We start from the raw sequence: 24,857 nt of genomic DNA, 5'->3' as shown, positions 1-24,857 counted from the left end.
ACTCGGATGTGCGGGAACTCGGTCGAGCCGGGCCCGCGTTGAACCTGGCATGGAGCTGCTTCTCAGCGGTGCGGCCGGCGGGCTCCTGCTGCCGGCCGCCCTGGTCGTGCTGTTCTTCCTCGCCGCGGTCGCCCGCCGGACGTTCGCGCACCGGGTGCCCGGCCGACCGGTCACCGGTCCCCCCGGGGCCACGGTCGGCCGGCACGGGGCCGGTCCGCACGGGGCCGGCCGACGCGGAGCGGGCGCGACGGCCACCGAAGAACTGCACGCCCTGCTGTACCCGGGCAAGCGCGCACAGTTGGAGCAGCGCCGGGTCGAACTGGTGCTGCGGGACGACGAACACGACGGCGCGCCGAAGCGAACCGGTATCGATCTCGCGGGCGGCACCGCGCTCATCAGGCGCCGGGCGGCGGACAGCGGGAGCTGAGCTCCGCACCGCCCGGCCGCTCGCCCCGACCGGGCACCCGTCGTCGCCGGTCCGGTGCGTCCCGGTCCGTCCTCGTCAGTCCTCGTCAGTCCTCGTCGGTCGCGCCGCCGAGCATCCGCCCGACCAGCAACTCCAGTCGGCGCTCCGCGAAGTCCGGGCGCAGCCGGCCGCCCCGGTCCAGGGTGACCAGACCGTGCAGGGCCGACCAGACCACCTCCGTGAAGGGCTCCGGGTCCTCGCCGCCGGCCACCTCGGCGATCGGCCCGGCGAGGGCCGCGAACGCCTCCTTGAGCGCGGTCGGCGAGTCCGGGCGGCCGAACGGCAGCTCGGAGGCCATGGTGAACATGGCGTCGTAGAGCGCCGGATTGGCCGCACCGAAGGCGAGGTAGGCGCCGGCGACCGCGGTGAAGACCGCAACCGGCCCGTCCGCCTTCCGCGCGACGTCCCGAAGCTGCGCGGCGAGCTCCGCGAAGCCCTCCAGCGCGACGGCGGCCACGATCGCGTCCTTGTTGGCGAAGTGGCTGTACAGCACGGGCTGGCTGTACTCGATCCGCTCGGCGAGCCGACGGGTCGTCACCGCCTCCCAGCCCTCGGCCTCGGCCAGTTCGCGGGCGATTCGGATGATCAGCTGATGCCGCTCGGCGCGTTCGCGCTCGCGGCGCTCCTGGATTGACATGACAGAGATCCTAGCAGCGCTAGACAGGGGAGCGCCGAACGGGCCGACTTCGTTTCAGTTCCTGGCGGCGCCGGCACCCCTTGCGGCGCAGGCCAACGGCTCACTCACCCGCACCCACGAGGGGGATCCACCATGTCCACCGCCACCGCCGCCAGTGCCGCCATCACCCCGGCCGCGACCCGCACCGCCGGCGCCGTACGCACGAGCGGAGCCGCCCGACCCGCCCGCCCGAGCGGCCCCGCCGGCCCCGCCCCCGGCCTCAGCCCGTCCAGGCGCCGCCGGCCAGGAAGGACTCAAGCCGGTCCCGGTGCGGCGCGATGTCGATCCGCTCGCCGGCCAGCCAGTCGTCCGAGTAGTACTTGTCGAGGTAGCGGTCACCCGGGTCACAGATCAGGGTGACCACGCTGCCGCGCTCCCCCGCCTCCCGCATCTGCGCGACGATCCGCAGCGCGCTCCACAGCCCGGTCCCGGTGGAGGCGCCGGCCTTCTTGCCGAGCACCTGCTCCAGCACCCGCACCGCGGCGATGGAGGCGGCGTCCGGGACCTTCATCATCCGGTCGACCGCCCCGGGCACGAAACTCGGCTCCATCCGGGGCCGGCCGATCCCCTCGATCCGCGAACCGCTGCCGCAGACGGCGTCCGGGTCGTGGTGGACCCAGCCGTCGAAGAAGCAGGAGTTCTCCGGGTCCGCGACGCAGATCCGGGTGTCGTACTGCATGTAGTGGACGTACCTGGCGATGGTCGCCGAGGTGCCGCCCGTCCCGGCGGTCGCGACGATCCAGGCCGGCTCGGGGTGCGGCTCCAGGCGCAGCTGGGCGAAGACCGACTCGGCGATGTTGTTGTTGCCCCGCCAGTCGGTGGCCCGCTCGGCGTAGGTGAACTGGTCCATGTAGTGCCCGCCGGTCTCCTCGGCGAGCCGGGCCGAGGCCTCGTACACCTCGTCGGAGCGCTCCACGAGGTGGCACTCGCCGCCGTGGAACTGGATCAGGTCGATCTTGGCCTGACTGGTGGACTTGGCCATCACCGCGATGAACGGCACCCCGATGAGCTGGGCGAAGTACGCCTCCGAGACGGCGGTCGAGCCGCTGGAGGCCTCGATCACCGGCTTGCCGGGCCGGATCCAGCCGTTGCAGAGCCCGTAGAGGAAGAGCGAGCGGGCCAGCCGGTGCTTGAGCGAGCCGGTGGGGTGGGTCGACTCGTCCTTGAGGTAGAGGTCGATTCCCCACTCGGCGGGGAGCGGGAACCGGAGCAGGTGGGTGTCGGCCGAGCGGTTGGCGTCCGCCTGGACCTTGCGCACGGCGTCCTTGAGCCAGCTGCGGTACGCGGGGTCGGAGCGGTCCACGTCGTCGGTCCGCTCGGCACTCAGCTGGGTGCTCATCCGTCACTCTCCTCGCTCGAACCCCCCGGTTGCTCACTACGAGTGTACGAGCGTCACGATAAGTAACCGTTTCCGGCACCCCAGGTTCCGCTTATCCCGTCGCCCGCCGGGCGTCGGCGCCCCCGCGACACCGCCCCCGCGGCACCGCCCGTCAGACGGCCACCGACTGCGGATCCGCCAGGTACGGGCGCCAGGCCAGCTCCGCCGCACCGACCAGTGCGCTGTGCGCCAGCTCCGCCCCCACGATCGGCACCCGGCCGCTGCGCCCCCAGAGGCAGCGCTCGGCCACCACCGCGCGCAGCCGCTCGGGCGCGGCCTCCAGCAGGTCGAGGTGAAGGCCGCTGAGCACCACCCGGTCGGGGTTGAGGATGTTCGCGACACCGGCCAGCCCGAGGCCGAGCCGGTCGATCACGTGCTCCACGGCTGCCCGCGCCCGCTCGTCGGTGGCGGCGGCACGGCAGAGCTCACGGGCCTGGTCCAGCAGCGGGCGGTCCGGGTCGGGCGTGAGCCCGGCGGCGGCGAACAGCGCGTCCGGGTCGGTCTCCGCGTTGAGGCAGCCCCGGTTGCCGCACTGACAGGGGCGGCCCAGCGGGTCGACGGTCAGGTGCCCGACCTCCAGCGCGAGGCCCGCGCTGCCGGTGTGCAGCCGGCCGTCGATCACCAGCGCCCCGCCGACGCCCCGGTGCCCGGAGGTGACCAGCAGCAGGTGGCGGGCACCGCGCCCGGCGCCGTGCCGGTACTCGGCGAGCGCGCCGAGGTTGGCGTCGTTGGCGATGGAGGCGGGCAGCGGGTCGAGCGCGAGCGGACCGTGGTCGGCGCGGCCGACCTCGACGTCGTACAGGTCGGCGACGGGCGTGCCGCTGGGCCAGGCGAAGTGCAGCGCGGCGAGGGCGGTGCCGTCCGGCTCGGTGACCGGGTTGGGCAGGGCGAGCGCGGCGCCGAGACAGCGGCGGGAGGAGGCGCGGGCCAGCTCGGCGCCGGCCTGGGCGACGGCGCGCAGCATCCGCACCGGGTCGGTGGCGGCGGGCAGCGGCCGCTGCACGGGCGGGTCGAGCAGTCCGCCGAGCCCGGCGAGGGCGACGCTCAGCCCGTCGACGTGGATCTGGCCGGCGATCACCACCGGGCCGTCCGGGTCGACGGCCAGCCGGTGCGACGGGCGGCCGCGGCCGCCGCCGGCCGGGCGCGAGTCGACGGTGATCAGGCCGAGCGCCTCCAGCTCCGCGGTGACCGCACCGGCCGTGGCCCGGGTGACGTCCAGCGCGCGGGTGAGCGCCGAGCGGGTGGGGGCCTGTCCGGTGTGGATGAGCGAGAGCGCGGGGCCGAGCAGCGTCCGGCCGCGGTCGGGTGCTGCTCGGCGCTGGGCCTCGCGCTGCGCGTCGTGGTCGGCCCCGGAGCCGGGCCCGGGGCCCGACGGCCGCACGCCCGCCGGCGCAGCGTTCGACGACTGCACGCTCGACGGCTGCGCGCTCGACGGCCTCGGACCTGACGGCTGCGGACTTGAAGGAGTGGGCTGCACGCTCCTATTGTTACTTTGTGCCGCTCCGAAACAAAATCCGTGTCCATGACCCCGTCAACCGACCGTCCTCCCAGTCTCGCAGCACACCCGCCGCGCCCGACAACCCGTGGAGTGCGGCCCGGCTCGCCCTCACCGCCTTCTTCGCCGTCGACGGCTTCCTCTTCGCGGCCTGGGTGGTCCGCATCCCGGACGTCCGGAGCCAGGTGAGCGCCTCGCACAGCGGCCTCGGGCTCGCCCTGCTCTGCGTCTCGGCCGGCGCCGTCGCCACCATGCCCCTGGTCGGGCGGCTCTGCCTGCGGTACGGCTCGAGGCCGGTCACGGTCGCCTCGCTCGCCCTGCTCAGCCTGGCCGTGCCGCTGCCCGCACACACCCACTCGGTGGCAGCACTCGGCGCGGTCCTGCTGCTCTTCGGCGCCGGGTACGGCGGGGCGAACGTCGCCATGAACAGCGCCGCGGTCGACCTGGTGGCCCAGCTGCGGCGCCCGGTGATGCCGAGCTTCCACGCCGGCTACAGTCTCGGCGGCCTGCTCGGTGCGGGCATCGGCGGCCTGCTGGCCGGCACCCTCAGCGCCTCCTGGGCACTCGCGCTCAGCGGGCTGCTGGGCGCGGCCGTCACCGTGGCCGCGGGCACCGTCCTGCTCCGCAGTCCGGAGACGGCGCCGGTCGCCCCCGCCCGCGCCGGCAGCCCCGGCGGCGGGGCGAAGGCGGGTCGCCTCCCGCACGCACGGCTGCTCGTCCTGCTGCTCGGCCTCACCGCGTTCTGCACCGCGTACGGCGAGGGCGCGATCGCCGACTGGACCACCCTGCACCTCACGGACGACGTCCACGCGAGCGCCGGCACGGCAGCGGCCGGATACGCCGCCTACGCCTTCGCGATGACGAGCGGCCGGCTCGGCGGCACCTGGCTCTCCATCAGGCTCGGCCAGACCCGGGTGATGCTCCTCGGCGGCCTCACCGCCGCGGCCGGCATGCTGCTCGCCGCCCTGGCGCCGTCGGTGCCGTTCGCGCTGGCCGGGTTCGTGCTGGTCGGGCTCGGCCTGGCCAACATCTTCCCGCTCGCCATCGCACGGGCCGGCGCCACCGGCGGCCCGCAGGGCGTCGCCCTGGCCTCCACCCTCGGCTACGGCGGCATGCTGATCGGCCCGCCGGTCATCGGCTTCCTCGCCGATGCCGCCGGCCTCCCGCTCGCGCTGACCACCGTGGCCGCCGCGGCCACCGTCGCCGCGCTCCTCCCCCTGGCCGCCCGGAGCCGCTGACCCGCCCGGCCCGACGGCCGGGCCGGGGCGCCCGCGCCGATGCCCCGAGAACCCGCCGCCCTCGAAGACCCCCCGCACCACTCCGCCGCCGACCTGTGGCCCGCCCTGCCGCCCGACCCGCCGCCCGACCTGCGGTCCGCCGCCCCGACCTGCCGTGCGAGGATCGCGCCATGACGAGCTCCGAACGGATCCAGGTACTGCGGGCGGCCGACCGGCCGGCGACGGCGTGGCTCAACGGCGGCGGGGTGACCCGGGAGGTCGCGGGGTTCCCGGCCGGGGCCGGGGCGGCCGCCTTCGACTGGCGGGTCAGCCTCGCGGACGTGGCCTCCGCCGGGCCGTTCTCGGAGTTCACCGGCATCGACCGGGTGATCACGCTGGTCGACGGCGCGGGCATGGCCCTGACCGTCGACGGCACCGAGCACCTCGTCGACGCGCCCTTCCGGCCCTTCGCCTTCTCCGGCGACGCGGCCACCGACTGCCGCCTGCTCGGCGGGCCGGTGGTCGACTTCAACGTGATGACCCGGCGCGGCCGCACCACCGCCGGCCTCGACCTGGCCACCGCCCCGCGCACCGTCGACGTCCCGGCCGACGCCACCGCCCTGCTGGTCTGCCTCGCCGGCACGGCCACTCTCACCGCTACCGACACCGGTGGCACCGCTACCGACACCGGGAGCAGCACGGCCCTCGCCCGCTTCGACGCCGCGCTGCTCGACGGCCCCGGTACGGTCGAGCTGCGGCCCGACGGCGTCACCGCCGTCGTCGTCGTCCGCACCGCGCGCTGACCCACGGGGCTCCCGCCCCGAACACAGGTGCACAGGAAGTCGGCCGGGCCGACTTCCTGTGCACCTGGTGGGCGATGCCCCGCGGATCAGCCGCAGAGCACCGGTGTCGCGTGCGCCGGGTCGAGCGCGTTGCCGACCAGGTGCAGCGCGGTCGGCGAGAAGGCGATCGCCACGTGCTCGGCGAGCGAGATCGGGCAGCGGTCCTGGAGGACGACGTTGTCCACGTTCGGGCCGTTGAGGAACTGGCTGCGGTACGGCGTGACCACCTCGTCGTACACGGTCGAGATCACCGTGTAGCGGACGCCCGGCACGGTGTCCGGGACGGAGGCCATCTTCCGGTTGAACGCCGAGTCCACCACCTGGTCCCGGCACGCCTTGCACGCCGTGTAGATCAGCTCGGCGACCCTCGGGAAGTACGGCGCCAGGTTGGCGATGCCGTCCAGCGTGGTGCCGTGGTTGGACGGGGCCAGGCCGATCAGCCTGTCCACCTTGGCCGCGCCGCCGAGGAACTTCACGTAGTAGTTGGGCAGCATGCCGCCCTGCGAGTGACCGACCAGGTCGACCTTGGCGGCGCCGGTCGCGGTGCGCACCAGGTCGACGAAGCGGCCGAGTTGGGCCGCCGACTCGTCGATCGGGCCTAGGCCCCCGATCGGCAGCAGCAGGCCGCTGCCGGACGAGGTGATCCCCGGCACCATGCCGTAGTCCAGGGCGAAGACGCAGTAGCCCTGGCTCTTCAGCAGCGGTGAGAGGGCGAGCCAGTTCTCGTAGCGGTTGGCGAAGGTGCCGTGCACCAGGACCACCGGATTGGGGTGCGCGGCGGAGGGCCGGCAGCTCCAGTCGTTGGCACCCGGCGGCGAGGCCACCGTGTCACCGTCCGGCGGGAGTTGAGCCGACGGGGCGGACGCGGTGGGGGTCGCGTCCGCCCCGTCGGCAGCTGCGGCGGCGGCCGCCGGGCCACCGACGAGCAGCGCTCCGGCCAGCAGGGCCGAGCCGAGTACGCCGATCAGCCTGCGCCGAACCGGTCTTGCGGAGAAGCGGAGAAGTGGGGTTCCCAACTGTTGCCTCCACAGCGGAAGTTTGTTACCAACAGGTAACCCGAGTGCCTCCATCATGCGGTCGCCCCTCCGACCCGGCCCTTGGGCGTCCCCCAGACCTGGACGGTGTTTTCTGTGACCGGTCACAATTCACCCGTTTGCGCCCCCGGTTGGCGGATCCCGGTGATCGGCGGCGTACCCGCCGACCAGCGGTTGCTCGGCGCGGTACCGGAGTTGGTCGAGACCGTCATCGCGGCCCTGCTGGAGCGCGTGCCGACGTACCGCCGGCTCCCCCGCGAGCAGATCGCCGGCGAGCTGGCCCAGGTCACCGAACGCCGGATCCGCGCCCTCGCCCAGGCCGTCCGCACCGGACTGCCGGCCCCCGAGGCCGAGTTCGCCGCCGTCCGGGAGGCCGCGGCCCGCCGCGCGGAGGAGGGGCTGCCGCTGGACGCCGTCCTGCTCGCCCACCACCTCGGGATGGAGGTCTGCTGGGAGCTGGTCACCCGGCAGGCCGGCGACGGGGACGCCGCCGACCTGCTCGTCCTCAACCGCCTCCTGCTCGACCAGCTCCGCCAGGCCACCGCCGCGGCCGGGGCCGGCTACTTCGACGAACGGCGGCTCCCGTCCGACGACCGTGGCCCCGCCCGGCACGCCCTGCTCGCCGCCCTGCTGGACGGCGCCCCCGCCGAGGAGGCGGCCCACCGCGCCGGGGTCCGGCTGCCGCCCGCCTACGCCGTCCTCCGTCTGGCCGTCGCCGCCCACCCGGACGAACAGGCGCCCGAGGTCGACACCTCGGTGGCCGGCCGGCGCAAGCTCCGCCGGCTGCGCACCGAACTCGACCACCGCACACGGCAGTCGGTCCTCACCGAGCTCTCACCCTCCGGCGGCGTGGCGCTCGTCCCGCTGGACTGCCGGCCGGACGCCGTCCCCGCCGCCACCTGGCGGCTCCTCACGGACACCGTCACCCGCGCGGCACGCGCCGCGGGCGCCGCCGTCCAGGCCGGCGCGGCGGCGGCCGCGCCGGCCGCCGTACCGGGTGCGGCCGTGCTCGCGCGGGAGGTCCTGGAGGTCGCCCAGGCCTTCGGCCGGCCGCCCGGGCTGCACCGCCTCGACGACGTGCTGCTGGAGTACCAGCTCAGCCGGCCCAGCGAGGCCAGATCCCGGCTCGCCTCACTGATCGAGCCGCTGGAGGACGGCGGCGAACTGCTCGTCACCCTCCGCACCCACCTGGCCGGCGGCCTCAACCGCCGCCACACGGCCCGTGCGCTCCACCTCCACCCCAACACCGTCGACTACCGGCTGCGCCGGATCGCCGTCCTCACCGGCCTCGATCCGACCCGCCCGGCCGACCTCCTGCGCATCACCGCCGCCATCGCCGCCCGCGACGCCGGCCCCGCCCCGGAACCGGCGTAGGGCCCTGGTCCTGCCCGGCCCCCGCGTCCGGCGACCCCTCAGACTCCCGTCTCGCCCGGGAGGCGGAGGTCCCAGCCGGCGAGCGCACGGAGCTGCTCGGCGGTGATGCCGTCGGGGAGCGGACTCGGCGGGTCGTTGCGGAACGGCGGCTGCCAGCCGTCCTCCGGGGTGAAGCGGCGGACGATCTTCGCCGGGGCGCCCGCGACCACGCTGTGGTCGGGCACCTCGCCGCGCACCACCGAGCCGGCCGCGACCACCACGTTGCGGCCCAGCCTGGCACCGGGGAGGATCACCGCGCCGGTGCCGATCCAGCTGCCGGCGCCGATCTCCACCGGCTCGTTGCGCGGCCACTGCTTGCCGATCGGCAGGTCGGTGGCGCGGTACTCGTGGGCCTGGTCGGATATGTAGACGCCGGGGCCGGTCCACACGTCGTCGCCGAGCACGATGGACTGGTGGCCGACGATGTGGCTGTCCCGGCCGATCACGCAACCGCCGCCGATCCGCACGATCGGCTCGGGCCCGAGGTCGAGGCCGGGCAGGAAGCCCGCGCTGATGGTGACGCGCTCACCGATGATCGAGAACGGGCCGATGGTGATCCACTGCTCGTTGAAGACCGCCCCGAGCGGGAAGGTCAGCTTCGTCCCGGCGCCCAGCTCACCGAACCGGTACGGTCCGGGGCTCTCGCTGGAGACCGCACCGGCCCGCTGCACCCACTGCCAGCCCCGGTGGACGAGGCGGCCGGCGGCGCGCCGGCTGCCGGTCCGGACGGCGGAGTACAGGGAACGCGTGATCGACATGCGGCCACGCTACCGGTCACCGCACCACCGCCGGCCGGGAGGCGGCCAACGTCACATCCGTGCCGCGGCCCGCACTCCGTGGCCGCCGAGCACGGATCGCCACCCGTCCGATTTCCGCGACCGATCGCCGTCCGAGCTGCCAGACTCCTCGATCGTGGACATCACCGAGCACATCGACGCGGTGCGCCGTGAGGGCGCCCTCCTCGCCGACGCCGCCGCCCGCACCGACCCCGGCGCCCCGGTCCCGACCTGCCCCGACTGGCAGCTGCGCGACCTCGTGCTGCACACCGGTCAGGTGCACCGCTGGGCCACCGCCTACGTGCGGGACGGCCACCGGCAGCCGCTCGACGCCGACGGCGAGCGTGCCGCCTGGGGTCCGGAGCCGTCGGACGGCGAGCTGGTGGACTGGTTCCGCACGGGCCACACCGCACTGGTCGAGGCGCTCGCCGCGGCGCCGGCCGACCTCGACTGCTGGAGCTTCCTGCCGGCGCCGAGCCCGTTGGCGTTCTGGGCCCGCCGCCAGGCGCACGAGACGGCCGTGCACCGCTTCGACGCCGACGCGGCCGCCGGGTCGGCCGGACCGGAGACGGCCACCGACCTGGCGCTGGACGGGATCGCCGAGCTGCTGCAGGGGTTCATGGCCCGCAGCCGGGCCCGGGTGCGCAGCGAGAAGCCGCGGACGGTGCTGGTCCGGCCCACCGACGGCACGGTCTCCTGGCTGCTGACCATCAGCCCGGAGCCGCTCACCGTCACCACCGCCGACCGGGCCGGGCAGGCGGACGACACCGGCGCACCGGCCGACCTCCCCTCGGCCGACCTCACCCTCGCGGGCCGGGCCCGCGACCTCTACCTGCTGCTCTGGAACCGCCTGCCGGCCGCCCGGGTCGAGCGGACCGGCGACGAGTCGCTGCTCGACCTGTGGCGCGAGACGGCCGTGGTCCGCTGGAGCTGACCGCCCCACCGGGGCACGCCCACCGTGCCCGGGAGTGCCTCCACACCCGGGCACGGCCCGGCTCCCGCCCCGACGGCGGCTCAGGACGCGAGCGCGGCGACCCGCCCTCAGCGCACCCAGGCCGCCGGGCGCTTCTCCAGGAAGGAGCGCATGCCCTCCTGGGCCTCGTCCGAGCCGAAGAGCCGGGCGGAGAGCGCGACCAGCTCGTCGGCGTCCCGCTCGAAGGAGCGCACGACCTCGGCGTTGGCGAGCCGCTTGGACTGCGCGAGGCCCTGCGGCGACCCGAGCCGCAGGGCGTCCAGCAGGCCCTTGAGCGCGGTGGCGGTGGACTCCGCGGAGTCGGTCGCCTCCGTGACGAGGCCGATCCGCGCGGCTTCGGCGGCGTCGAAGACCTCGCCGGTCAGGTAGTAGCGGGAGGCGGCGCGCGGCTCCAGCTTGGGGCGCAGCGGCAGCGAGATGACGGCGGGCGCGAGGCCGAGCCGGACCTCGGTGAACGCGAAGGTCGCGGCCGGTCCGGCCAGGGCGAGGTCGGCCGCGCCGACCAGGCCGAGGCCGCCCGCCCGGACGTGCCCGTCGATCACCGCGATGACCGGCTTCGTGCAGTCGACGATCGCGCGCTGGAGGTCCACCAGGCCGCGCGGGCCGACCGTCGGGTCCGCCCCCGTCGCCTCCGAGAGGTCCGCGCCCGCGCAGAACACCTTGCCGGCGTGGCCGAGCACCACGGCGCGGACCTCGGGGTCGGCCGCCGCGGCGGCCAGGCCGGCGGTGAGCTCGGCCATCAGCCGGGTCGACAGCGCGTTCCGGTTGTGCGGCGAGTCGAGGGTGAGGGTGGTGACGGCGTCGGCGGTGCTGACGCGGACGAGGGGCACTTCGCGGGTCATCGGTGCGGGCCTGCTTTCCGGCTGAGGGTGGGTCGGACTGCGGCGGCGTCCGTCCTGCTCGGACGGCGCCCGGACGACTCTGACATGCCCACCCTCCGCTCGGCCAGAGCCACCCGCGGGGAATCCGCGCGCCGGCCCGACCGGGAAAAGGGGTGGTGGGCCGCGCCCGGGGACGGCAGCATCGGTGCACGTGACCACCGACGCCGTCCTCCTCCTCTCGCCCCGGATCAACGACACCGGCCTGCAGCTGCGCGCGGCCGCCGGCCGGCGCGGCCTGCGGTCGCACACCGCGACCGCGTGGCGCGCTCCTGCCGAGCTGATCGGAACACCCGTACACGTCTACGGCGGGCCGCTGTTCGCGGACGCGGTCGGCAGCGTGCTCGGCCTGGCGCTGACGCAGCCGCCGCACGACTGGCTGACCGTCCTGCCGCGGGAGCTGACGGGCCGGCGCGTCGAGCTCACCACGCTGGCCGAGGCACGCGCGCTGCGCAGCCCGGCCTTCCTCAAGCCGCCGGGGGACAAGCTGTTCCCGGCCAAGGTGTACCGGGACGGCTCCGGCCTGCCCGGACCGGACGCGCTGGAGGACGACAGCCCGGTGCAGGTCAGCGAGGTGGTCCGGTTCCTCCGCGAGTACCGGCTGTTCGTGCTGGACGGCGAGGTGCGCACCGCCTCGCGCTACGCACTGGACGGCGACCTGGCCGAGGCGCCGCTGGCCGAGGACCCGTACCGGGCGGAGGTGTCCGCCTTCGCCGCCGACGTGCTGGCCGCCTCGGTGGGGAGGCTGCCGAGCGCCGTGGTCGTCGACGTCGGCCTGCTGGAGGGCGGCGGCTGGGCGGCGGTCGAGGCGAACACGGCCTGGGCGAGCGGCGGCTACGCGTGCGACCCGGACGCCGTGCTGGACGTGGTGCTGCGCGCGGGCGGACCGGCGGAGCAGCTTGCGGAGGCGGACCGGCGGTACTGCCGCGCGTCGGCCTCGGTGGTCGGCTGACCCCTCGGGCCGCAGGCCCGGACCGTCCCGGCCGGGACGGGGCCGGACGGGGCCGGCGGGGCAGGGCCGAAAGCCGGTGGTGCGCTGATCGCCCATCAGCAACGATGAGGCCCATGACTTCCGACTCCCGGCACCCCGCCTCCCAGCACCTCACCCACATCGCCGAGCCGCCCGGGGTCGCCCCCGGCACCGGCTACACCCAGGTCGTCACCGGGACCGGCCGTCTGGTGGTCGTCTCCGGCCAGGTCGCCTTCGACGAGCAGCGGCAGCTGGTCGGGGCCGGCGACCCCAAGGCCCAGGCCCTCCAGATCTTCGAGAACCTGCGCCGCTGCCTGGCCGCCGCCGGGGCCGGCTTCGGGGACGTCGTCAAGCTCACCTACTTCCTCACCGACATCGGGCATCTGGCCGCCGTCCGCGAGGCCCGGAACGAGTACTTCGGCGACACGCCGCTCCCGGCCAGTTCGGCGATGCAGGTCGCCGCGTTGTTCCTGCCCGAGGTGCTGATCGAGATCGAGGCGCTCGCCCTGGTCCACGACCAGGCATAGCCGCGTCCGGCGCCCCGGCCGCGGCGGCCCGGAGCCGCCCCGGCCGGGCTCAGCGCCCGGCCATCTCGAAGCCCCGCTCCGCCGCCTCGACGCCCCGCCGCCGGGCCCACCGGACGGCGGGGCCCATGGCCAGCCCGGCCCCGGCGAGCAGCGCGCCGAGCGCGGCCCAGCCGAGCAGGCCGTACCCGATGACGGCGGTGGAGACCACCGCCGGTCCGATCATCAGCGCGGCGGCCGTGCCCGCGTTGTAGACGCCCTGGTAGGCGCCGTGGTCGCGCTCGCCGGCGAGGTCGTAGCTGAGCGCCCAGCCACCGGCCTGGGCCAGCACCTCGCCGATGGCCTGGAGCGCCACACCGCCGAGCACCACGGCCGCCGCGACGGTGGCCGGCAGACCGTGGGCGAGGGCAATGACCAGGCAGGACGCCGCCAGGACGAGCCCGGCCCGGCCGCAGACCCGGGCGGCGACGGCCGGGTCCTCGGTGCCCCGGGTGGCCCGGACCTGCAGGGCGATCACCAGCACGGTGTTGACGATCAGGGTGCCGGCCACGGTGATCCGGGGGGCGTCGGTCTGCTGGACGACCCAGAGCGGCACGCCGACCTCCAGCACCGCGAACTGCAGACAGAGCAGCGCGTTCAGCACCGTCACGACCAGGAACGGCGCGTCCCGCAGCGCCGGGTTGCGCCGCCGCTCCCCCGCCGCACGCCCCTCCGCGTCCACACTCCCGGCGCCGCTCCCACCGGCGTCCCCGGCCCCGGCTGCGCCCCGCCGCCGCACCCCGGGCACCGGCAGCCGCCGGAACAGCACCGCGACCGCCAGGTAGGAGACGGCGTCGGCCAGGATCGCCGCCAGATAGGCCCCCCGGGTGTCCGCCTGCAGCGCGATCGCGCCGAGCGCCGTGCCGAGGCAGATGCCGATGTTGGTCACCACGCGCAGGTAGGCGCGGCCCGCGACCCGCCGGTCGGCCGGCAGCACCTGGGCGTAGAGGGCGTTGCGCACGGCGGCCGAGCCGCGGTCGACGGCAGCCACCACGCAGGCCAGCGGCAGGAAGGCCGCGTAGCTGTGCACCAGCGCGTAGCCCGCGGTGCCGAGCGCGTTCACCGTCACCAGCACCACCAGGACCGGACGGGCTCCCCACCGGTCGGCGGCCCGGCCGGCCGGCACGCTGGCGGCGACCCCGCAGAGGCCGGCGGCGGTGAGTCCGAGGCCGAGCTGGGTGGCGGTGAGCCCGAGGACGCGGGTGAAGAAGAGCACCCCGACGGAGAGCGAGAGCCCGCTGCCGACGGTGTTGACGAGGGTGATCGCCGCGAGCCGGCGCACCGTCGGGTCGGGGTGCAGCAGCCGGGCGGCCCGGCCGGTCCGACCGGGCTCGGGCAGGCCGGCCGCAGGACGGCCGGACTCGGACGGGCCTGGCCCGGACGGGCCGGATGCGGGCAGGCCGGAGGTGGCCGCGGAGGTCTCCGCCGATGGGGTGGTCATGCCCCGATCCCACCCCCAGCCCCCGGCCGGGCAGTACTGATTTAGGCTCTGCCTGAAACCACGGGCAGTGCGGCCGGCCGGAACGGCGGCCGGGGAGGGAGGGCCGTCCGTGCACCGGTTCAGGCTGGGCCTCGCCGATCTCGCGACCACCTGGTTCGCCTGTTCGCCGATCCAGGAGGCGGCGCTCAGCCTGCGGATGTGGACCCACCCGGGCCACTACGCGCTGCAGATGCCCGCCTTCGAGCGGCTGCGGCCGGCCTTCGAGCGGCTGGACACGGTGCTGCTGCGCTCACTGGTCTCCGAGGTCCGCTGGATCCCGGACTTCCTGACGCCCCGCCCGACCGGGCCCGCTCCCGACTTCCGCGCCGAGCTGGCGCTGGTCCGGGCCCTGCCGCCGGAGCGGCTGCGCCCGGAGCTGGAGCAGACCTTCCGGCCGCACGGGCAGCCGCTGCCGCCCCCGCTGGCGGCCGGGCTGGCCGATCCGGCCCGGCTGCTGGCCCGGATCGCGGACGCCCTGGAGGAGTACTGGGAGGTCTGCCTGGCGCCGGCCTGGTGGCCGCAGGCCCGGGCGGTGCTGGAGGCCGACCTGGTCTACCGGGCGCGGGTGCTGGCCCAGCACGGCGCGGCGGCGCTCTTCGCCGACCTGTGCCACCGGCTGCGCTGGGAGGACGGGGTGCTGTCGATCGACCGCCGATGGACTGCGCAGGACCGCGACATCACCGTGGACGGCCGCGGGCTGGTGCTGACACCGACCTTCTTCGCCCACGGCGTGGTCACGATGATCGGCAACGACCGGGCGCCTCAGCTCAGTTACCCGGCGCGGGGCCAGGGCGCGATGGCCGGCCCGCCGGCGCCGGTGACCACCCGGGCGCTGGAGCTGCTGGTCGGCGCACCGAAGGCCCGGCTGCTGGCGCTGCTGGCCGAACCGGCCTCGACCACGGATCTGGCCTACCGGCTGGGCGTCACCCCGGGCGCCGTCAGCCAGCACCTGGCCGTGCTGCACCGGACCGGCCTGGTCACCCGGGCGCGGAACGGCCGCTCGGTGCTCTACAGCCGCAGCCCGCTCGGCGACGAGCTGACCGGCGGCCCGCGCCGGCCCTGACCGGCCGGCCGGCGCCGTGGGCGGTGAGCGCCGGGCGGGCTCCCCGGGGTCCACCACCGGGGAGCCCGGGGAGCCCTGGGAGCCCTCCACAGATCCGCGCGGCCCGGAAGCCCGGGCCCCGCCCCGGAACCGAACCGAACCGGGGAGCCGAGCCCCGACCGCCGCCGCTACCGCCGCCGTTACCGTTGCCGCTCGCGCTACCGCGAGGCGAGCGAGGCCAGCCGGCGCGCCGACCGGTACTGCCGCAGCACCTGGGCGAAGGTGGTGTGCCCCTGGGTGGTCCGGGCGAAGGCCCGCCAGGCCGGCTTCACCAGGCAGACCGCCGCGTGGAACAGGTACGGCCGGCGCTCGAAGGCGGCCAGCATCCGCTTGCCCGCCCGCATCTCCACGCCCAGCCCGGCCTTGATCGCGAACGCGTAGTTCAGCGCCTCGCGCCGCACCTCGGCCGCCGTCCCCGCCTCGGCCACCTTGACCGCCCACTCCCCGGCCAGCCGGCCCGAGCGCAGCGCGTACGAGATGCCCTCGCGAGTCCACGGCTCCAGCAGACCGGCCGCGTCACCGGCCACCAGGACCCGGCCGCGCGAGAGCGGCGAGTCCTCGGCCCGGCAGCGGGTCAGGTGCCCGGACTCGACGCTCGGCTCGAAGCCGGCCAGCCCGAGCCGGCGGACGTAGTCGGCCAGGTACTGCTTGGTCCGCTCGCCGTCGCCGCGGGCCGAGATCACCCCGACGGTCAGGCTTGCGGACTCGGTCTTCGGGAACACCCAGCCGTAGCTGCCCGGCAGCGGGCCCCAGTCGAGGTGGATCCGGCCGGCCCAGTCGGCGGCCACGGAGGGCGGGACGGGGATCTCCGCCTCCAGGCCCAGGTCGATCTGGTCGAAGGAGACCCCGACGTGCCGGCCGATCCGGCTGGCACTGCCGTCCGCGCCGACGACCGCGCGCGCCTCGAAGCTGCGCCCGTCGGAGGCTGTGACCAGGGCCGTCCGGTGCTCGCCGCCGCGCTGCTCCACCCCGGTGACGGTCACTCCGGTGACCAGGACCGCGCCCGCCTGCTTCGCCGCCTGGACGAGGCGCAGGTCGAACTCGTCGCGGTTGACCAGACCGAACAGCATCCGGTCGGAGCGCCGCGTCCGGGTGAACCGGCCGTTGTACGCGAAGGTGACGGCGTGGACCCGGTCCTGCAGCGGCAGCTTGAAGTCCGGCGGCAGGCTGTCGCGCGACGGGCCGATGATGCCGCCGCCGCAGGTCTTGTAACGGGGGTGCTCGGCCTTGTCGAGCAGCAGCACGCGGCGGCCCTGGACCGCGGCCGCGTGTGCGGCCGACGCCCCGGCCGGTCCGGCACCGACCACGACGACGTCCCAGACACCGTCGAGGCGGTCCGGCCCGGCCGCCGGCTGGTCGGGCTGCGGCTCGGACGGCTGTCCGGACGCCGCGGCGTCGAGCGGGCTACGGGAATCGGAGCTTCCGGAGTCAGTCACGTCGAGCAATCCTATGCGGCCCGGTGATCCACTCGCCGCCACGGCGCCCCGAACATCCGGTCGATCCCGGCGGCTTCCCGTTCGACTCGGCCTATGATCGGTACACCCCCCAGTCGACGTGTCCGCCCGGACCATCCCCCCCGGCCGGACCGACCCTCCCGGAGCATCCCGATGCCGCAGCAGCCCCTGGCCGACGCCGTCCGGTCCCTGATGGACCGTGCCCGCACCGACCTCGCCGAGCTGGTCGCCTTCCCCTCGGTGGCCGACCCGCGCCAGTTCCCGGTCGAGGAGTGCCGCAAGGCCGCCCGGTGGGTGGCCGACGCCTTCGCCGCCGAGGGCCTGACGAACGTGCAGCTGCTGGACACCCCCGACGGCACCCAGTCCGTCTACGCCGAGCTGCCCGGCCCGGCCGGCGCGCCGACCGTGCTCCTCTACTCCCACTACGACGTCCAGCCCCCGCTCGACGAGAGCGCCTGGCTGAGCCCCGCGTTCGAGCTGACCGAGCGCGACGGCCGTTGGTACGGCCGCGGCGCCGCCGACTGCAAGGGCAACATCCTGATGCACCTGACGGCCCTTCGGGCGCTGCGCCAGGTCCACGGGGACGCCTACCCGGTCGGGCTGAAGATCATCGTCGAGGGCTCCGAGGAGCAGGGCACCGGCGGCCTGGAGCGCTACGCCGAGGCCCACCCCGAGCTGCTCGCCGCCGACGCCATCGTGATCGGCGACACCGGCAACTTCGCCCCCGGCCTGCCCACCGTCACCGCCTCGCTGCGCGGCATGACCGTGGTCGAGGTGTCGATCACCACGCTGGCCGGCAACCTGCACTCGGGCGCCTTCGGCGGCGCCGCCCCGGACGCCCTGCAGGCGATGGTGAAGGTGCTGGCCTCGCTGCACGACGAGCACGGCGACGTCGCCGTGGCCGGTCTGACCAGCGACCAGACGTGGCCCGGCGTGGAGTACGCCGACGAGCAGTTCCGCGCCGACGCCAAGGTGCTCGACGGCGTCGAGCTGACCGGCACCGGCACCGTCGCCGACCGGCTCTGGGCCCGCCCGTCCGTCACCGTCCTGGGGATCGACGCCCCGCCGGTGGTCGGCGCCACCTCCTCCGTGCAGTCCTCCGCCAAGGCCCTGGTCAGCCTGCGGGTGCCGCCGGGCACCGACACCGCCGCCGCCCAGGACGCCCTGGTCGCCCACCTGGAGGCTCAGGTGCCGTTCGGCGCGCAGGTCCGGATCGAGCGCCAGGGCAACGGCGCGCCGTTCAGCGCGGACACCTCCGGCCCGGCGTACGAGGCGATGGGCGAGGCCATGGCCGAGGCCTTCGGCACGCCGATGGTCGCCTCCGGCGAGGGCGGCTCGATCCCGCTCTGCAACACCCTGCAGACGCTCTACCCGCAGGCCGAGATCGTGCTGATCGGTGTCGAGGAGCCGACCACCCAGATCCACGCCGTCAACGAGAGCGTCGACCCGCTGGAGCTGGAGCGGATGGCGCTCACCGAGGCGCTCTTCCTCCGCCGCTACGCCGAGCTCCGCTCGGCCTGACGTCCCCGGGTGCCGGACCGCAGCACCACCGCGCCCCGGCACCACCCGGGCAGCACTCCCGGGCGCCGTCTCAGACCCCGGCCCGCTCGACCGCCCGCTCCCGGTCGGCCGGGCGGGGCCGGGGCCGCCGGGCCAGCCGGGCCGCCGCCGCGTGCACCAGCGCGTACCCGGCCGCGCCGACCGCCAGGCCCGCACCGGCCCCGAAGCAGAACTCCGGGATCAGGTGCCGCCGCAGCGGCACGAGCCGGTGGACCACCCCGGCCGCCGTGGCCGCGCCCAGCGCCGCCACGGCGGCCCGCCGCACCCCGCTCGGCAGCTCCACTGCGGGCCGTACCGGCTCCACCTCCCGGGCCGCGCGCGACGCCCACCCGGCCAGCGCGGCCAGCGCCAGCGCCGACGTCCCGTACTGCAGCACCGTGTACAGCGGCAGCCCGGCGACCTTCCGCTCCAGCACCGGCAGCAGGGCGACACCGAGCCGGCCCTCGTGGGTGAAGGCGTCCCAGCCGACGTGGGTCGCCGCACCCACCGCCGCCGAGGCGGCGAACCAGGCGACCGCCGCGCCGGTCTCGGAGCCGCCACCCGGGCCCGCCCCCGCACCACCGGCCCGGCGGACCGTCAGCGCCTCGGCCGCGCCCGCCCACCGCTCGGGCAGCAGACCGACCAGCGGTCCGCGCAGCAGCCCGTGCCACCCGGCGACCAGCGCACCGGCGATCGCCACGTCCACCGTCGGCACCGCCCACCAACGGTGGGTCAGCCCGCCCTGCTCGTAGACCCCGGGCAGCAGCGACTCCGCGAAGAACGGCACGTCGGGCGCCATCGAGCCGGCGACCAGCGCCGAGGCGACCAGCGGCCCGCGCCGGCCCGCCGCACGCAGCAGGGGCAGGACGGCGGCCGGGTGGCTCAGTGTGAAAGGCATGCCCTCATCCTGCCGCCCCCGCCCGGCCTCCGCCGCACCACCCACCCCGTCCCACGCCTCCCGTCACGCCCGCCCCGCCGGGCGACCACCGGCGCGCTCCCCGCACGCCGCGTCGACCGCTACGCCGCGTCGACCACGCGCGTCAGCCCCAGCGCCGCCCGCCGGCCGGCCTCCAGGTAGCGCAGCTCGCCGCTGCGCCGGGCGTCCAGCGCGGCGGCGAGCCGGCGGTAGCGCCCCGGCGGCAGCAGGCCGGCGGCCTCCTCCAGGCTGACGAAGCGCCAGCCGCGCAGCTCCTCCTGCTGGAGCAGCAGGTTCTGGCGGGCCGTGGCGTCCAGCAGGCCGCCGTCGTAGACCAGCCGCAGGCCGCCGCGGCGCGGGCCGGTGCGCGGCTCCCAGTCGACCGCGAGCAGGCGCAGTGCGGCCGGATCGAGCCGCAGGCCGAGCTCCTCGGCGGTCTCCCGCAGGGCCGCGTCGGTCGGTGCCTCGCCCCGCTCGACCACGCCGCCGGGGAACTCCCAGTCCGGCTTGTAGACCGGGTCGACCAGCAGCACCCGGTCCTGCTCGTCGAAGAGGAGCACCGCCGAGGCCACGGTGTCCCCGGTCGGGTCGGGGGTCTGCACGATGGGACAGCGGGCCGAGCCGTCCCGGACGAGCTGTGCGAGCCGGGCGGCGGTCTCGCCCGGGGTCAGCGCGCTGGTGTCGACCAGCCGGGCGTCCCGGCCGAGCCAGCGCCGGGCGGCCCGGTAGCGGGGGACGTGGTCCAGGCACCACTCGCGGACGCGCGCGCTGCGCTCCGGATCGCCCGGGCACTCCTCGCGCTGGGCGATCCGCTCCCGCAGGATCGTTTCTTCAGGGTCCAGGACGAGGTGGTGCACGGTGATCCCGTTCGAGGCGAGCGCACCGAAGATCTCGTCCCGGTAGTCCTCGCGGAGCAGCGTCATCGGGACGACCAGCGGGCCCGGCACCTCGCCGAGCAGCGCGGCCGCCGTCTCGGGGACGAGCCGGCGCCAGGCCGGCAGGTCCTGGAAGTCGGACACCGCCGCCATCCGGTCGGCCGGGAGCATTCCTCTCAGCCCGAACCCGACCACCTCCGGGTCGAACAGCATGCTCCCGGGCAGCAGCTCGACCAGTTCCCGGCAGGCGCTCGTCTTGCCCGCGCCGAACGTGCCATTGACCCAAACGATCACAGTGTCCCCTGCCCCTCGACCTCCCCCGGTGCCGTTCACACCGGGCGGGCGCCCCCGTCAGCCGAACCAGCGCCACCCGAGGTGGTACCCCCGCCGCGCCGGTCCCCATGCCTCCGATCCGTTCCGGCCGGACGAACCGTGGTGCGCTTCTTGACAGCGGCATGTGCCCAGGCCAGGGGCCCTACCGGTGCACCCGCGCGCCCGCGTGACCGCCGGTTCACGCGCCCCCGGAAACCGGCGTCCGAGCCCTCCGTGCGCGCCCCTTCCACACCCCACACGCCCCCTCCGTACCCGACCTCCGCGTCACCCCCCGGAAGCCCCGGATCAGGAAGTCGGCCCGGCCGACTTCCTGCGCACGCCCTGGAGGCGCCCGGGCCGGGCGGGAGGCAGTGCCTCCCGCCCGGCCCGGGGTCGTCCCACCCGTGCGCAGCCCTCAGGGCCGGCCCATGTGGGTGGGGTAGTAGCCGCTGCTGATGCCCGAGATGCGGATGTTGGTACCGGGCCGGGCGGCCTCCACGTACTGGTTGTTGCCCAGGTAGATCGCCACGTGCTGGATGCCCCGGGCGGTGCCGTCGGTCGACCAGAAGAGCAGGTCGCCGCGGCGGAGCTGGCTGGCGCGGATCGGCGTGGTCGCCGCGTACTGGTCGTTCGCCACCCGCGGCAGCTCGATCCCGCCGCGTCGGAAGGCCTGCTGCACCAAGCCGGAGCAGTCGTAGCCGTCCGGGCCGTTGCCGGCCGTCCGGAACGGCTTGCCGAGCTGGGCCAGCGCGAACTGCACCGCCGTCTCGACGTCCCCGTCGGCCGCCGGCGCGGCGGAGTCCGCCGAGGCCGAGGTGGAGGAGCCCGACGAGGACGAGGAGGAGCCGCCGCCGGTGCGGTCCAGGTAGATGTCATAGTGGGTGGTCCAGCGCCACTCACCCTTGCTGTTCCTGAACCAGTACCGCGAGCCGTCCCAGCCCTGCTTGATCCCGCCCGAGGACGAGGAGGACGTCGAGGACGTGGCCGCGGAGGCCGAGCCGCCGGTCCGGGCCTTGTAGATGTCGTAGTGGGTGGTCCAGCGCCACTCGCCCTTGCTGTTCTTGAACCAGTACCGCGAGCCGTCCCACCCGGCGTGGGCGGGCGCGGCCTCGGCGGCAGCGGTGCCCACGCCGGTGCCGAGGCCGATCACGCCGGCTCCGGCCGCGACCACGGCCACCATGGCTATCCCGCGGCGGATCCGCGCCCCCCGGGTGGGACGGGCGGGACGGGTCCGCCCGTCGGTGGCGGCGTGCTGCCCGGTCGGGTCGTCGGCGGCGCCCGGTGCGCCGGTGTTGACGGTCGTCATCCTGCTGTCTTCCTTTGCTGAACGGGAACCGCAGAACCGCTCCGGCCGACGTGCCGCGGCTTCCGGTCCTGCGACCGGAAGCCGCGGCACGTCGTCCAGCTATTCGGTTTCTGCCTGCGTGTCACGTTAAGCACGCGTCCGCTCACAGCGCGCAGTGGAGTGCGCCAAAGGAAGGGTTCACGGTTGGTGAGCGCCCCGACGGGCGATCAGGTGAGCGACCGTCATCGGATGACCGCCCGTCACTCGGGTGCCATCACCCCGCGGACCCCGCGAGCAGCTGCTTCTTCAGCACCTTCCCCATGGCGTTCCTGGGCAGTTCGGGTACCAGCACCACCTTCCGGGGCCGCTTGTGCACCGAGAGCCGTTCCGCCACGAAGGCCGCCAGCTGGTCCCCCGTCACCGGGCCGTCCGGGATGACGTAGGCGACCACCGCCTGGCCCAGGTCCTCGTCGGGTGCGCCCACCACGGCCGCATCGGCGACCGCAGGGTGGTCGCGCAGCGCGGCCTCCACCTCGCCGGCGCCGATCCGGTAGCCCCCGCTCTTGATCAGGTCGACCGATGCGCGGCCGACGATCCGGTGGAAGCCGTCCGGCCCGATCACCGCGACGTCGCCGGTGCGGAACCAGCCGTCGGCGGTCCAGGCCTCGGCGTCGGCGTCCGGCCGGTTGAGGTAGCCGGAGAACAGCGTCGGCCCGGCGACCTGCAGCTCGCCGACGCTCTCGCCGTCGGGGGCCACCGGTTCGCCGCCCTCGCCGACCAGCCGGGTCCGCACGCCCGTCAGCGGCAGGCCGACGCTGCCGGGGCGGCGCTCGCCGTCCGCCCGGGTGGAGACGGTGATCAGCGACTCCGTCATGCCGTAGCGCTCGATCGGCGCGTGGCCGGTCAGCGCGGCCAGCTTCTCGAAGACCGGCACCGGCAGCGGCGCGCTGCCGGAGACCAGCAGCCGGGCCGAGGCCAGCTGCCCGGCGGCCTCCGGGTCCGCGGCCAGCCGGGACCAGACGGTCGGCACGCCGAAGAAGAGGCTGCCGCCCGAGGCCGCGTACCCCGCCGGGGTGGGCCGTCCGGTGTGGACCAGCCGGCTGCCGGTGCGCAGGGCGCCGAGCACGCCGAGCACCAGGCCGTGCACGTGGAACAGCGGCAGGCCGTGCGCCAGGGTGTCCTCGGCGGTCCACCCCCAGGCCTCGGCCAGCGCGTCGAGGTCGGCGCCCACGGCCGAGCGGCGCAGCACCGCCCCCTTCGGCGCCCCGGTGGTGCCCGAGGTGTAGAGCACGAACGCGGTCGCCGCCGCGTCGGGCTCGGTGTACGTGGTGGCCGAGCGCTCGGCCGGATCGACCGGCAGCGCGGCGATCCCGGCGTCCTCCGGCACGGCGTCCCCGGCGGCGTGCGCGAGCAGGGCCGCACCGGAGTCCCGCAGGATGTGCGCGCGCTCCTTGGGGCCGGAGTCGGGCGGCAGCGGCACCACCGGCACCCCCGCCAGCAGGCCGCCGACCACCGCGACGACGGTCTCCACCGTAGGCCGGGCCAGCACCGCGAGCCCGGGCGCGCCGGCCACCCGGTCGGCCACCACGGTCGCCGCGCCGAGCAGCTCCTCGCGGGAGAGCGCCCGCCCGTCGACGCGCAGTGCGTCGCCGGAGTCCCCGTAGTCGCCCTGAAGTGCCGTCAGGAGTGTCATGCCTTCGCCCTCGCCCTCGCTCGCGGGTGTGCCGCCCGGCCTCGGCCGGCCCGGCGCCACCGGTCGCGTCGCCACCGGTCCGGGCCGACTCTACGGGCCGCCTCCGCGGGCCGGGTGCACCGCCCGGAACGCCGCAGGGCGCGCCCGGGGAGTCCCGGACGCGCCCTGCGCATGCGCCTGTCGGCGGATCAGCCCTTGCGGGCCTTCACCTCGGTGGTGAGCTGCGGCAGCACGGCGAACAGGTCGCCGACCACGCCGTAGTCGACCAGCTCGAAGATCGGGGCCTCGGGGTCCTTGTTGACGGCCACGATGGTCTTCGAGGTCTGCATGCCGGCCCGGTGCTGGATCGCGCCGGAGATGCCCGCCGCGATGTAGAGCTGCGGGGAGACCTGCTTGCCGGTCTGGCCGACCTGGTTGGTGTGCGGGTACCAGCCGGCGTCGACGGCGGCACGCGAGGCACCGACGGCCGCGCCGAGCGCGTCCGCGAGCTCCTCGACCACGCCGAAGCCCTCGGCGGCACCGACGCCGCGGCCGCCGGAGACCACGATGGCGGCCTCGGTCAGCTCGGGGCGGCCGGTGGAGACGCGCGGGGTGCGCGAGGTGACCTTGGCGGCGTTGCCGGTGAACGCGACGGTGACGTTCTCGACCGCGCCGGCCGCCGGGGCGGCCTCGGGGGCGACGGCGTTCGGCTTGACCGTGATCACCGGGGCGCCGTGCGACACCTTGGACTTCACCTGGAACGAGGCGGCGAACACCGACTGGGTGGCGACCGGGCCGTCCGCGCCGGCCTCCAGGTCGACGGCGTCGGTGATGATGCCGGAGCCGATCCGCAGCGCGACGCGGGCGGCGACCTCCTTGCCCTCACCGGAGGAGGTGACCAGCACCGCGGCGGCCTCGGCGGCCTTCGCGATCTGGGCCAGCGCGTCCACCTTGGGGACGACCAGCTGGTCGGCGAACTCGGCGCCGTCGGCGACGTACACCTTCGCCGCGCCGAACTCGGCGGCCTTGGCGGCGATGTCGGCGGCGGCCGCACCGGCACCCAGGACGACGGCCGACGGCTCGCCGATCCGGCGGGCCAGGGTCAGCAGCTCCAGGGCCGGCTTGCGGACCACACCGTCGGCGTGGTCCACGAGAACCAGGATCTCAGCCATGATTCGTTGCTCCTGATCGATCGTTGGGATCGCGAACGGGTGGGATTAGATGAACTTCTGGTCGGCGAGGAACGCGGCGAGCTGCTTGCCGCCCTCGCCCTCGTCCTTGACGACCGTGCCCGCGGTGCGCGCCGGACGCGCCGCCACCGACTCGACCGCCGTCCACGCACCTGCCAGGCCGACCTCGTCCGCCTCGATGCCCAGGTCGTCCAGGTCCAGGGACTGCACCGGCTTCTTCTTCGCCGCCATGATCCCCTTGAACGACGGGTAGCGGGCCTCACCCGACTGGTCCGTCACCGAGACCACCGCCGGCAGCGCGGCCTCCACCAGCTCCGTCGCCGCGTCACCGTCGCGACGGCCCTTGACCAC

The 24,857-nt window shown here is 75.6% G+C and carries 23 protein-coding genes; 9 read left to right on the top strand and 14 right to left on the bottom strand.

Annotation, left to right across the window (positions count from 1 at the left end; genetic code table 11):
* The first annotated feature begins 49 nt into the window (after nt 1-49).
* Nucleotides 50-427: a DUF6191 domain-containing protein gene (locus ACIPSC_RS33945; protein WP_400832052.1), complete on the top strand. Its 378-nt coding sequence runs from the start codon at nt 50-52 to the stop codon at nt 425-427.
* 85 nt (nt 428-512) lie between these two features.
* On the opposite strand, the gene ACIPSC_RS33940 is transcribed toward ACIPSC_RS33945, so the two are convergent.
* The 3 genes from ACIPSC_RS33940 to ACIPSC_RS33930 form a co-directional block, all read right to left on the bottom strand.
* A complete protein-coding gene (locus ACIPSC_RS33940) occupies nt 513-1,103 on the bottom strand; it encodes a TetR/AcrR family transcriptional regulator (RefSeq protein ID WP_400832050.1) in 591 nt (196 codons plus the stop codon).
* A 259-nt stretch (nt 1,104-1,362) separates the two neighbouring features.
* Nucleotides 1,363-2,481: a PLP-dependent cysteine synthase family protein gene (locus ACIPSC_RS33935; RefSeq protein WP_400832048.1), complete on the bottom strand. Its 1,119-nt coding sequence runs from the start codon at nt 2,479-2,481 to the stop codon at nt 1,363-1,365.
* A 151-nt stretch (nt 2,482-2,632) separates the two neighbouring features.
* Nucleotides 2,633-3,931 (bottom strand): ROK family protein, encoded by a 1,299-nt coding sequence (locus ACIPSC_RS33930; protein WP_400832044.1) that lies wholly within the window; start codon nt 3,929-3,931, stop codon nt 2,633-2,635.
* 83 nt (nt 3,932-4,014) lie between these two features.
* Here ACIPSC_RS33930 and ACIPSC_RS33925 point away from each other — a divergent pair, with 83 nt between their 5' ends.
* A complete protein-coding gene (locus tag ACIPSC_RS33925; protein ID WP_400832042.1) occupies nt 4,015-5,253 on the top strand; it encodes an MFS transporter in 1,239 nt (412 codons plus the stop codon).
* 170 nt (nt 5,254-5,423) lie between these two features.
* Nucleotides 5,424-6,035: a HutD family protein gene (locus ACIPSC_RS33920; RefSeq protein ID WP_400832037.1), complete on the top strand. Its 612-nt coding sequence runs from the start codon at nt 5,424-5,426 to the stop codon at nt 6,033-6,035.
* Nucleotides 6,036-6,121: 86 nt separating this feature from the next.
* On the opposite strand, the gene ACIPSC_RS33915 is transcribed toward ACIPSC_RS33920, so the two are convergent.
* On the bottom strand, nt 6,122-7,003 hold the full coding sequence (locus tag ACIPSC_RS33915; RefSeq protein WP_400832220.1) for an esterase/lipase family protein: 882 nt from the start codon (nt 7,001-7,003) through the stop codon (nt 6,122-6,124).
* A gap of 201 nt (nt 7,004-7,204) precedes the next feature.
* Here ACIPSC_RS33915 and ACIPSC_RS33910 point away from each other — a divergent pair, with 201 nt between their 5' ends.
* Nucleotides 7,205-8,482, top strand: a complete 1,278-nt coding sequence (locus ACIPSC_RS33910) for a PucR family transcriptional regulator (RefSeq protein WP_400832034.1) — start codon at nt 7,205-7,207, stop codon at nt 8,480-8,482.
* Between the two features lie 38 nt (nt 8,483-8,520).
* Here ACIPSC_RS33910 and ACIPSC_RS33905 read toward each other — a convergent pair whose 3' ends face one another.
* Nucleotides 8,521-9,279, bottom strand: a complete 759-nt coding sequence (locus ACIPSC_RS33905) for an acyltransferase (protein ID WP_400832032.1) — start codon at nt 9,277-9,279, stop codon at nt 8,521-8,523.
* 154 nt (nt 9,280-9,433) lie between these two features.
* Between ACIPSC_RS33905 and ACIPSC_RS33900 the strand changes: the two genes are divergently transcribed.
* The gene (locus ACIPSC_RS33900; protein WP_400832030.1) at nt 9,434-10,231 is read left to right on the top strand and encodes a maleylpyruvate isomerase family mycothiol-dependent enzyme; all 798 of its coding nucleotides are present in this window, start codon (nt 9,434-9,436) and stop codon (nt 10,229-10,231) included.
* 107 nt (nt 10,232-10,338) lie between these two features.
* Here ACIPSC_RS33900 and ACIPSC_RS33895 read toward each other — a convergent pair whose 3' ends face one another.
* Nucleotides 10,339-11,112, bottom strand: coding sequence for an enoyl-CoA hydratase family protein (locus ACIPSC_RS33895; protein ID WP_400832028.1), 774 nt, complete (start codon nt 11,110-11,112; stop codon nt 10,339-10,341).
* 190 nt (nt 11,113-11,302) lie between these two features.
* On the opposite strand from ACIPSC_RS33895, the gene ACIPSC_RS33890 reads away from it, so the two are divergent.
* Nucleotides 11,303-12,100 (top strand): ATP-grasp domain-containing protein, encoded by a 798-nt coding sequence (locus ACIPSC_RS33890; RefSeq protein WP_400832026.1) that lies wholly within the window; start codon nt 11,303-11,305, stop codon nt 12,098-12,100.
* Nucleotides 12,101-12,213: 113 nt separating this feature from the next.
* Entirely contained in the window at nt 12,214-12,645 is a 432-nt protein-coding gene (locus tag ACIPSC_RS33885; RefSeq protein WP_400832025.1) for a RidA family protein, read from the top strand.
* Between the two features lie 49 nt (nt 12,646-12,694).
* Here the strand turns inward: ACIPSC_RS33885 and ACIPSC_RS33880 are convergent, their stop codons facing one another.
* On the bottom strand, nt 12,695-14,122 hold the full coding sequence (locus ACIPSC_RS33880; protein WP_400832022.1) for an MFS transporter: 1,428 nt from the start codon (nt 14,120-14,122) through the stop codon (nt 12,695-12,697).
* A 109-nt stretch (nt 14,123-14,231) separates the two neighbouring features.
* Here ACIPSC_RS33880 and ACIPSC_RS33875 point away from each other — a divergent pair, with 109 nt between their 5' ends.
* Nucleotides 14,232-15,224: an ArsR/SmtB family transcription factor gene (locus ACIPSC_RS33875; RefSeq protein WP_400832020.1), complete on the top strand. Its 993-nt coding sequence runs from the start codon at nt 14,232-14,234 to the stop codon at nt 15,222-15,224.
* 197 nt (nt 15,225-15,421) lie between these two features.
* On the opposite strand, the gene ACIPSC_RS33870 is transcribed toward ACIPSC_RS33875, so the two are convergent.
* The gene (locus ACIPSC_RS33870; RefSeq protein ID WP_400832017.1) at nt 15,422-16,699 is read right to left on the bottom strand and encodes a geranylgeranyl reductase family protein; all 1,278 of its coding nucleotides are present in this window, start codon (nt 16,697-16,699) and stop codon (nt 15,422-15,424) included.
* Between the two features lie 171 nt (nt 16,700-16,870).
* Between ACIPSC_RS33870 and ACIPSC_RS33865 the strand changes: the two genes are divergently transcribed.
* Entirely contained in the window at nt 16,871-18,238 is a 1,368-nt protein-coding gene (locus tag ACIPSC_RS33865) for a dipeptidase (protein WP_400832015.1), read from the top strand.
* A gap of 70 nt (nt 18,239-18,308) precedes the next feature.
* On the opposite strand, the gene ACIPSC_RS33860 is transcribed toward ACIPSC_RS33865, so the two are convergent.
* The 6 genes from ACIPSC_RS33860 to ACIPSC_RS33835 all read right to left on the bottom strand — a co-directional run.
* Complete coding sequence (locus ACIPSC_RS33860; RefSeq protein WP_400832010.1) at nt 18,309-19,154, bottom strand: DUF4184 family protein; 846 nt, start codon at nt 19,152-19,154, stop codon at nt 18,309-18,311.
* A 119-nt stretch (nt 19,155-19,273) separates the two neighbouring features.
* Entirely contained in the window at nt 19,274-20,341 is a 1,068-nt protein-coding gene (locus ACIPSC_RS33855) for an NUDIX domain-containing protein (protein WP_400832007.1), read from the bottom strand.
* Between the two features lie 433 nt (nt 20,342-20,774).
* Nucleotides 20,775-21,665, bottom strand: a complete 891-nt coding sequence (locus tag ACIPSC_RS33850) for a C40 family peptidase (RefSeq protein ID WP_400832005.1) — start codon at nt 21,663-21,665, stop codon at nt 20,775-20,777.
* 253 nt (nt 21,666-21,918) lie between these two features.
* Nucleotides 21,919-23,337 carry an acyl-CoA synthetase gene (locus tag ACIPSC_RS33845; RefSeq protein ID WP_400832003.1) on the bottom strand — a complete coding sequence of 473 codons (1,419 nt, stop codon included), beginning with the start codon at nt 23,335-23,337 and terminating at the stop codon, nt 21,919-21,921.
* A 188-nt stretch (nt 23,338-23,525) separates the two neighbouring features.
* The gene (locus tag ACIPSC_RS33840) at nt 23,526-24,488 is read right to left on the bottom strand and encodes an electron transfer flavoprotein subunit alpha/FixB family protein (protein WP_400832001.1); all 963 of its coding nucleotides are present in this window, start codon (nt 24,486-24,488) and stop codon (nt 23,526-23,528) included.
* Nucleotides 24,489-24,533: 45 nt separating this feature from the next.
* On the bottom strand, nt 24,534-24,857 hold a 324-nt coding region (locus ACIPSC_RS33835; RefSeq protein ID WP_400831999.1), incomplete at its 5' end, for an electron transfer flavoprotein subunit beta/FixA family protein.

Source organism: Kitasatospora sp. NPDC090091, from assembly GCF_044747365.1.
Lineage (GTDB): Bacteria > Actinomycetota > Actinomycetes > Streptomycetales > Streptomycetaceae > Kitasatospora.
This window is presented reverse-complemented; position numbering and strand designations above follow the sequence as displayed.